8 protein-coding genes are annotated in these 8,845 nt (G+C 73.2%); 4 read left to right on the plus strand and 4 right to left on the minus strand.

Annotated features, from left to right (window positions below):
• Positions 1-19 precede the first annotated feature (19 nt).
• On the plus strand, positions 20-1,015 hold the full coding sequence (locus KBX21_RS23270) for a stage II sporulation protein M (protein WP_049578641.1): 996 nt from the start codon (positions 20-22) through the stop codon (positions 1,013-1,015).
• On the opposite strand, the gene KBX21_RS27000 is transcribed toward KBX21_RS23270, so the two are convergent.
• From KBX21_RS27000 to KBX21_RS23290, 4 genes are all read right to left on the minus strand, one after another.
• Complete coding sequence (locus tag KBX21_RS27000) at positions 1,012-3,045, minus strand: tetratricopeptide repeat protein (protein ID WP_210843708.1); 2,034 nt, start codon at positions 3,043-3,045, stop codon at positions 1,012-1,014. The genes KBX21_RS23270 and KBX21_RS27000 overlap by 4 nt on opposite strands.
• Positions 3,046-3,094: 49 nt before the next feature.
• On the minus strand, positions 3,095-3,727 hold the full coding sequence (locus KBX21_RS23280) for a bifunctional 4-hydroxy-2-oxoglutarate aldolase/2-dehydro-3-deoxy-phosphogluconate aldolase (RefSeq protein ID WP_210843716.1): 633 nt from the start codon (positions 3,725-3,727) through the stop codon (positions 3,095-3,097).
• A complete protein-coding gene (locus tag KBX21_RS23285; RefSeq protein WP_210843718.1) occupies positions 3,724-4,470 on the minus strand; it encodes an IclR family transcriptional regulator in 747 nt (248 codons plus the stop codon). The genes KBX21_RS23280 and KBX21_RS23285 overlap by 4 nt, the downstream gene beginning before the upstream one ends.
• 65 nt (positions 4,471-4,535) lie before the next feature.
• Positions 4,536-5,411 (minus strand): sugar kinase, encoded by an 876-nt coding sequence (locus KBX21_RS23290; RefSeq protein ID WP_247666224.1) that lies wholly within the window; start codon positions 5,409-5,411, stop codon positions 4,536-4,538.
• 233 nt (positions 5,412-5,644) lie between these two features.
• Here KBX21_RS23290 and KBX21_RS23295 point away from each other — a divergent pair, with 233 nt between their 5' ends.
• Genes KBX21_RS23295 through KBX21_RS23305 form a run of 3 tightly spaced genes read left to right on the plus strand, consistent with a single transcriptional unit; the run spans position 5,645 to position 8,708 of the window.
• On the plus strand, positions 5,645-6,913 hold the full coding sequence (locus KBX21_RS23295) for an amidohydrolase family protein (protein ID WP_210843720.1): 1,269 nt from the start codon (positions 5,645-5,647) through the stop codon (positions 6,911-6,913).
• A 26-nt stretch (positions 6,914-6,939) separates the two neighbouring features.
• Entirely contained in the window at positions 6,940-8,280 is a 1,341-nt protein-coding gene (locus KBX21_RS23300) for an alanine racemase (protein ID WP_210843722.1), read from the plus strand.
• A gap of 44 nt (positions 8,281-8,324) precedes the next feature.
• Complete coding sequence (locus KBX21_RS23305; protein ID WP_210843725.1) at positions 8,325-8,708, plus strand: RidA family protein; 384 nt, start codon at positions 8,325-8,327, stop codon at positions 8,706-8,708.
• Positions 8,709-8,845: the final 137 nt, after the last annotated feature.

Below are 8,845 nucleotides of genomic sequence, written 5' to 3' on the forward strand. Positions count from 1 at the left end.
ATCCAGTAATGTCCCTTACGTGGATATCGACGTGTTCGCCGCCGCGCACGCCCAGGAGTGGGAACGACTGGACGAACTGGTGCGTCGGCGCCGTTCGCTCACAGGTGAGGAGATCGACGAACTCGTCGAGCTCTATCAGAGGGTGTCGACCCACCTGTCGGTGGTGCGCTCCTCCGGGCACGATCCGGAACTGGCCGGTCGGCTGACCTCCCAGGTGGCCCGGGCCCGGTCCGCGGTCACCGGTTCGCACGCCTCCTCGTGGACCGACGTCACCGGCTTCTTCACCCGGGTGTTCCCGGCCGTGCTCTACCGTCTGCGCTGGTGGTGGATCGGCGTGACCGCCGCGACCCTCGCCGTGGCGACGGTCACCGGGGTGTGGATCGCCACCAACCCGGAGGTCCTGGCGGCCCTGGGCACCCCCGAGTCCATCGCCCGCTACGTCGAGCACGACTTCGCCAACTACTACGTGGAGAACCCGGCGGGTTCCTTCGCAGCCCAGGTGTGGACCAACAACGCCTGGGTGGCGGCGCAGGCGATCATCTTCGGAGTGGCGTTCGGGCTGCCCACCATCGGCGTGCTGTTCCTCAACGCCGTCAACCTCGGGATGGCCGGGGGCATGATGTTCGCGATGGGGCGCGGCGACGTGTTCTTCGCGCTGATCCTCCCGCACGGCCTGCTGGAGATGACGGCCGTGTTCGTCGCCGGTGGGGTGGGCCTGAAGATCGGCTGGTCGCTGATCTCCCCGGGCGAGCGCACCCGACTGCGGGCCCTCGGCGAGGAGGCCCGGGCGGCCATCGCGGTGGTCCTGGGCCTGGTGGTGGTCCTGTTCATCTCGGGGTTGATCGAGGGCCTGGTCACCGGGTGGATCACCAACACGTGGATCGCCATCGGCATCGGCGTGGTCGCGGAGGTCCTGTTCTTCGTCTACGTGTTCACGGTGGGAAAGAGGGCCTACCAGGAGGGCGTGTCCGGCGACATCGAGGACGCCCCGGCCGCCCTCCCGGTGGCGGGCTAACCGGAGGAGCCGCCCGAGTTGCGTGGTTCCGGACGGGGCACCCCGGCCAGTCGTTCACGGGCCAGCTGGGTCTGGGGGTGGTCCTCTCCCAGGACCCGGCTGCGGGTCTCCAGAACCGCGCGGAAGTGGATCCGGGCGTCGGACGGCCGACCACGGCGCAGGGCGAGCAGGCCGAGCTTGTACGTGGCGTTCATGGTGAGTCGGTGCTCGCGGCCCAGCAGGCGCTCGCGGGTCCGCTCGACCTCCCGGAACAGCTCCTCCGCCGCGCTGAGGTCGCTCTCGTGCATCGCGGCGTAGCCCAGGGCGTCCATCGAGGCCAGGGTCTCGACGGCCTCCGGGCCCTGGACTCGCAGTCTCGCCCGGAGGATCTCCTCGTGCTGTGCCCGGGCGGAGGCCCAGTCGTCCCGCATCCCGGCCACCAGCGCGATCTGGTGGAGGGTGTCCAGGGTCCGGGGGTGTTCTGCGCCGAGGGCCCTCCTACGGTCCTCCAGAAGGGCCAGGTACTCCCGCTCCGCCTCCGAGACGTGCTCCTGGAAGAGCAGCCCCTCCGCGATCAGGTGCCGGGCCTGGAGGGTGAGGGGGTGGTCGGGACCGAGTGCCTCCTCAGCGGTGCGCCGAGCGGCGCCCGCGGAGCCCTCCGCCTCCGCGAACTGCCCCAGCTGGATGTGGGCGGTGGCCTCCGCGAGGCCCGTCTCCACCAGGAAGGCCGGGCCGAGGGCCGGGACGCGTGAGGCCACGGCGTTGAGCGCGGCGAACGCACCCAGCTCGAACCACGGGTCCTCGTCGACCTGACCGGCGAGGAGTTCGGCGACCCCGATGACCAGGCGTGCGTCGTCCACGCCGAGTCGCGCACGGACCGTCTCCGAGACCAGCGGGTGCAGTCGCAGCCCGACCTCCTCGTGGAGTTGGTCGACCTCGACCAGCCCGTGGACCGCGAGTGCGTTCACAGCCCGGGCGAAGGCCGCCTCGTCCAAGGGGTGTTCCGAGGGGGTCAGGACGTGGTCGAGCAGTCCGGAGAGCGGCAGCCTGCGCAGCGGCACGGTCCGACCGCGCGGGCCGAGCAGGGCCAGGGTCAGCAGCACGGCCTCAGCGTGCGGGTCGCGTTCGCCCACCATGCGCAGGGACAGCTCCCACACTCCGGAGAGCAACCGGCGTTCGCCGTCCTCACCGGTCACCAGTGGTGCGGAGAGTTCGTCGAGCCGCGCGAGGTCCTCGTCCAGGTGCGCCAACAGGGAGTTCGGGTCGGGGAAGAGGACTCCGTGTGTGGCGAGGATGCGCCCGGCCAGGAAGAGGGCGAGGGGGACTCCGCCGAGGCGCGCGGCCAGCTCCTGCGCTCCGGGCAGTTCCCGTCCTCCCGTGTGGTCGATGAGCGCGTTCACCGCGTCCGGACCTTCGAGGGAGTCCACGCGGTGCACCTGGGCGGGCGCCCACAGCGCGGGGTCGTCCACTCGGCTGGTGACCAGGACGAACCCGCCCGGACTGGACCGCATCCAGCCGCGCTGCTCCCCGGGCCTGTTCACCGGGTCCAACAGCTCCGGCTGGTCGGCGTTGTCGATCACCAGCAGCCAGGGGCGCGGAGACGCGTCCAGGTGCCGCCAGACCCAGCGGGCGGCCGACCTCGGGGCGGTCCTGAACCCCTCGGCCTCCTCCCGGGTGCCGCCGAGTTCCACGGCGACCTCCAGCATGCTCGGCAGGATCGTGTCCGGGCGCACCCAGAACACCGTCCAGCCCTCGGACCGGGCGTGCTCGGCGAGCGAGGCCGCGACGGTGGTCTTGCCGAACCCGCCGGGGCCGGTGAGCACGTGGGGGACCGGCGCCCCCCGTTCCATGGCGTCGCGGAGCACCGCCAACAGGACGTCGCGCCCGCGCACGGCCGTGGCCAGACGTGGGGGATCGAGGCCGACGTCGTGCACCGGAGCGGCCGACCGGGCCGCGTTCACGGTGACGTCTCCATGGATGTCCCGGGCCTGGATCAGGTGGCCGTACACGGGTCCGCTGGTGTGGTTGTGGGCTTCGGGGGGTGAGGCCATACACACATGGTGCACGAAGGGTGCGCCCACCGCAGGAGGTTCCGGAGGGCTAGAGGGTCCGGAGGAGTTCGGCCAGGGCGCCGCCCTCGGTCGCGGAGCGGCCCACACCCACGCCGATCGCACCCGCGCGCAGGTACTCGGCGGCGTTGCGGGCGTTGACCCCGCCCGTGGCCACCACCCGCAGCTCCGGGAACGGGCCCGCCATCGCGGACACCCACGCGGGCCCGAGCACGTTGGCCGGGAAGGCCTTCACCGTGGTGACGCCCAGCCGGAGCGCGTGGCCCGCCTCGGTGGGTGAGGACACCCCGGGGAGGAAGGGGACGCCCAGGCGGTCGGCCTCCGCGACGGTGTCCGGGTCGAGCCCCGGGGCCACGCCGAACTCGGCGCCCGCCTCCACCGCGCGACGCAGCCGTTCCGGGGTGGTCACCGTTCCGGCGCCCACGGGGAGCCGTCCCTCGGCGGCCCGGACCACCGCCTCCAGGGCGGGCAGTCCGGAGGCGCTCTCCTGGGTGACCTCCACCAGTCGCACCCCGGCGCTCCACGCGGTCCGGGCGGCGGCGACCGCCTCGTCGGGGTTGGTCCCCCGCAGGATCAGGATCAGGGGGACCGGGGAGAGTCCCGCGCTGAAGAAGTCGGCCCAGCGGGGGATCGAGCCCGCCCGGGCGCCGTCGTTCGTGGTCATGGTTGGCTCCAACCCAGTTCTTCGCTGATGGCCCTCGCCGTGGAGGTGAGGTCCTCGGTGTACGCGAGCAGCCCCGGCCGGTCCAGGACCATGCTCGGGGCCGACACGGAGATCGCCGCCGCCACCCTCCCGGCCGCGTCGAAGACGGGCGCGGACACGCAGTGGATGAACTCCTCGTGCTCGAAGTCGTCCAGGACCCACCCCTGGCGAGCGGTGCTGTCGAGCACCTCGTCGAGCGCCTGCCTGTCGGTGAGGGTGTTCGGCGTGAAGCGCGGGTAGGGGTCCGCCCCGAGCAGCGCGTCGCGCTCTCCGGCGGACATGTAGGCGAGCAGGACCTTGCCGATCCCGGTGGCGTGCAGCGGCGCCAGCGCGCCGATGTGGGAGTACATCCGCACCGCCTGGCGCGACTCCACCTTGTCCAGGTACATCACCTGGTGGCCCTCGAGCACACCCAGGTGGATGGTCTGGCCGCAGGCCTCGCCCAGCGCCGCGAGGTGCCGGGCGGCGCCGTCACGGATGTCGAGCCCGTCCAGTGCGGCGGCCGCGAGGGCCGCCATCCGGGGCCCCAGCCGGTAGGCGCCGTCGTCCGCGCGCCGCACGAACCGCTCCTCCTCCAGGGTGCGCAGAAGGCGCAGTGAGGTCGTGCGGTGCACGTCGAGGCGGCGGCCGAGCTCGCTGATGGTGCTGGGGCCGTCGGCCAGCTCCACGAGGATGCGCAGAGCTCGTTCGACACTGTTGGACACCGGTGGTTCTCCCCTTGGTCGACAGGGGTCTGGCCCCTGTGTGTGGTCGGCGGACCGGGACGGCCTCACCGGGTGGCGGGGCTCCCCTCCGGCGGAGGCGGGATGTCGCCGGGGAGGCCGAGCACCACCCCGGCCAGTCTGGCGCCTTCCGCCAGGCAGTCGGGCAGGGGCGCGTCGTCCAGCAGGCGGTCGAGGAACCCGGCGGCGAAGGCGTCCCCGGCGCCGACGGGTTCGACGACCTCCACCCTGGGCGCGGGTTCGAACCAGGTCCGTCCGTCGCGGACGGCGGTGGCGCCCCGGGCGCCCTGCTTGACGACGAGGATGTCGGGTCCGGCGTCCGGTCCGGTCAGGTGCCGGACCAGTTCGGGCAGGGTCGGCACCCCCCACAGCGCCTGCGCCTCGTCGAGACCGCAGAACACCACGTCCGCGCGGCGGGCCAGGTCCAGCAGCAGCCCGGCGTTGTCCCCGCCGTGCAGCGCGGGGCGGTAGTTCACGTCGAAGCAGCGCAGCGTGGTGGGGGGAGCCTGCCCGACCAGCTCGTGGACCAGGTCTTCGGCCGTGTCGGACAGGACGGCGGTGATGCCGGTCGTGTGCACCAGGCGGGGCCGCCACCGCCACACCTCGGCCGCGTCGCCCCGGTGCAGCGTGGAGGCGGCCGATCCCGCGCGCCAGTAGCGCACCCGTGTGCCCTCGGGGGAGGGCTCCTTCATGTACAGCCCGGTGGAGCGTGCGCGGTCCTCGCGGACCAGGCAGCGCACGCCGACGCCGGTCAGGCGCTCGCGCACGTGCCGTCCGAACACGTCGCCGCCAAGGGCGCTGCGCCAGCCCACGGTCCGTCCGGCGCGGGCGAGGTGCACAGCGACGTTGGACTCCGCGCCACCGACCTCGGTGCGGAAGCGGGGAGGGGCGCTCCCGCTCGGTTCGGGGACGAGCAGCGCCATCGTCTCGCCCACGCACACGGCGTCGAGCGGGGGGAGGGGCGCGTCCTGGGAGCTCGCGGGGGAGGGCGGCGGTGGTACCTCGTTCCGTCGCTGCGTGCTCACTCACGACCTCCGGTTCGTCTGGTGACTGGCGTCATGGGGTGTATTGACCTGCGTCACCGGCGAATGCTATTCAAGATGTTGTTTATTGCGCAACAGCGTTGCGTAGGACGCAGCACAAGGAGGTGGCTTGAGTGTGGGACCTGCTGTTGCGCGGAGGCCGCGTCGTCGATCCGGCCTGCGGGCGTGACGCGACGGCCGACGTCGCCGTACGCGCCGGACGGATCGCCGAGGTCGCGGCCGACCTCCCGGTGGAACGGGCCGCGCGGGTCGTGGACGTCCGGGGCAGGCTGGTGCTTCCCGGCCTGGTGGACGCGCACACCCACGTGCTGCACGGCTCCACGTACTGGGGCGTGGACCCGGAACCGATCGCCTGGCGCACCGGCGTCACGACCTGGATCGACGCGGGCTCCGCCGGCGCCTACGGCCTGGAGGGGCTGCGCCGCTCCGTGGTCGAACCCGCGCCCTTCCGTGTGAGGGCCCTCGTCAACGTCTCCGGGATCGGGCTGGTCGGGCGCACCGGCGAGCACCACGTCCTGGAGAACCTCGACGTCGACGCCGCGGCCGCCGTGGCGGCACGCAACGGCGATCTGGTCTGTGGCGTCAAGGCGCGCATGGACAGCCACACCGTCGGCACGCACGGTCTGGAACCGCTCCGCAGGGCCGTGGCGCTGGCACGACGCCTGGAGCGTCCGCTCATGGTGCACATCGGCTACGGTCCGCCCGACCTCGCCGACATCGCGCCGCTGCTCACCGAAGGCGACGTCGTCACCCACTGCGCCACCGGGGTCGCCACCGACCTGCTCGTCGACGGACGCCCCTCCGACACCCTCCTGCGCCTGCGCGACTCCGGTGTGCTCTTCGACCTCGGCCACGGCTCCGGCGCCTTCGACTTCGACGTGCTCGAAGCCGAGCTGGCGGCCGGACTGGTCCCGATCGTCTCCACCGACCTCCACATCCGTTCGGTGTACGGACCCGCGTTCGACCTGCCGACCGTCATGGGCAAGGCCCTGGCCGCCGGGATGGGCCTGACCGACGTGGTGGCCGCCGTGACCCACCGCCCCGCCCACGCCTTCGGCCTCTCCGCCGGGACGCTGCGCCCGGGCGAGGCCGCCGACATCGCCGTGTTCGACGCCGAGGAGGGGCGCTTCCCGGTCGTCGACGTGCACGGCGGCACACGTGAGGCCCCGCTGCGCCTGACCAACACCGCGACCTACGCCGACGGGCGCCTGCTCACACCGCGCGCGGCCGAGCCACCGCCGGAGTGGGTTCCCCTGAGCGCGGCTCAGCAGAGCGCCGAGGAACACCGCCAGGAGCAGGTCCGCTCCGCCGTGCGGCGCCTGGACCGCCCCGAGGACTTCGACGAGCCCTTCCCCCGCCCAGCCGCCACGGACCGGACCTGAGAGCCGGACAACGACGGGAGCGCACCTTGACCGAGACCACCCCACCTCCACCCCCGAACGCCCGCCAGGGGTCCCCACGCACCGGCTCCGCCACCGGCGGCGGGCTGCCCGCCGCGCCCCTGACCGAACTCGACCGCGCGCCGGTCGAGGCTCGGTCCCTGCCGGAAAGCCCCACCACGGTGGAGCGGGTCCGCGCCGCCGACCTTCACCTGAGTGACCTCTGGCTGCCCGCCGTCACCCTGGACGAGGCCGCGCTCACCCACAACCTCGACCGCTTCGCCCGCTGGTGCGCCGAGCGGGGCGTCGACCTCGCTCCGCACGCCAAGACCACGATGGCCCCCGGGCTGTGGTCGGCGCAGCTGGAGCGCGGGGCGTGGGGGCTGACCGCGGCCACCGTCGCCCAGGCACGGGTGATGCGACGCTTCGGCGTCCCCCGGGTCCTGATCGCCAACGAGGTCGTGGAACCGGAGCAGCTGGCGTGGCTCGCCGAAGCCCTGGACGACCCTGGCTTCGAGCCGCTGTGCCTGGTGGATTCCGCCGCAGGGGTCCGCATCATGGAACACGCCCTGGCCGGGGCCGCCCGTCCGCTCCCGGTCCTGGTGGAACTGGGTGTGGCCGGGCGCCGCACGGGCGTCCGGGACATGGACCGGGCCCTGGACCTGGCCCGGACGGTGGCGGCGAGCCCCGCGCTCACCCTCGTCGGCGTGGAGGCCTTCGAGGGCGTGTTCCCGCAGCGTCGCGACGACGACTCCCCGGACCGCGTGCGCGCCTGGCTGGACCGCCTGTACGACTTCGCCCGCCGGGCCGACGCGGAGGGCCTGTTCGACGGCGCCGCTGAGGTGATCGTCACCGCGGGCGGCAGCAGCTACCCCGACCTGGTCTCCGACGCCCTCGCGCAGCCCCCGGAGCTGTCGCGGCCGATCCGCAGGATCGTTCGGTCCGGCTGCTACCTGGCCCACGACGACCTGTTCATGGAACGGGCGTCGCCGCTGCGGTCCGCCGCCGACGACGACCCCCTGCGCCCCGCGCTGAGCTGCCACGCCCGGGTCCTGTCCCGGCCCGAACCGGGCCGGGCGCTGCTGGGGGTCGGCAAGCGGGACGTGTCGTTCGACGTCGACCTGCCGGTACCCCGCGCGATACTGCGCGACGGGGAGCGGATCCCCCTCACGGACGGCGCGCGAGTGGTCGAGCTCAACGACCACCACGCGTTCCTCGACCTCAGCGGCCCCGCCGAGGAGGCACTGCGCGTCGGTGACGTGGTCGAACTCGGCCTGTCCCACGCCTGCACGGTGTTCGACAAGTGGCCGCTGATCCCCGTCCTGGACGGCGACGGCCGGGTAGTGGACGCCGTGCGCACCCTGTTCTGAACCGGTCCGGTACCCACCGGCACCACCCAACCCAAGGAGGACCCTTGTCCGAGAAGAAGATCGTCAACACCCCGGACGCCGCACCGCCCGGCGGCCCCTACTCCCACGCGGTCGTCGCGGGGGACTTCGTCTACCTCGCCGGGGCGACGCCGCACCGCACCGACGGGTCGGTGGTCGAGGGCACGTTCCTGGAGCAGGCGCGGGCCACGTTCGACAACCTGTCCACCGTCGCGGCGGCCGCGGGCGCCGACCTGTCCGAAGCCGTCCAGGCCAGGGTCTACCTGCGCGACCTGGACGACTTCCAGGCGATGAACGGCGTGTTCGCGGAGTACTTCGGTGACAGGGCGCCGGTGCGCACCACCATCCAGGCGGACCTGCCCGGCTTCGCCATCGAGGTCGACGCGGTGCTGTACCAACCGGCCAGCTGACCCCGGGGCCCCGAGCCCTCACCTCCCGCCGTGCGGCCCGGTCCTCGGGGCCGGGCCACACGGACCCCACCCGCCCCCGTATCCCCACCCCTGCTACTCACCCCGATTCCCGAACCCCCCACCCCCCACACCCACCC

This window comes from Nocardiopsis sp. B62, assembly GCF_018070675.1.
Classification (GTDB): Bacteria; Actinomycetota; Actinomycetes; order Streptosporangiales; family Streptosporangiaceae; genus Nocardiopsis; species Nocardiopsis prasina.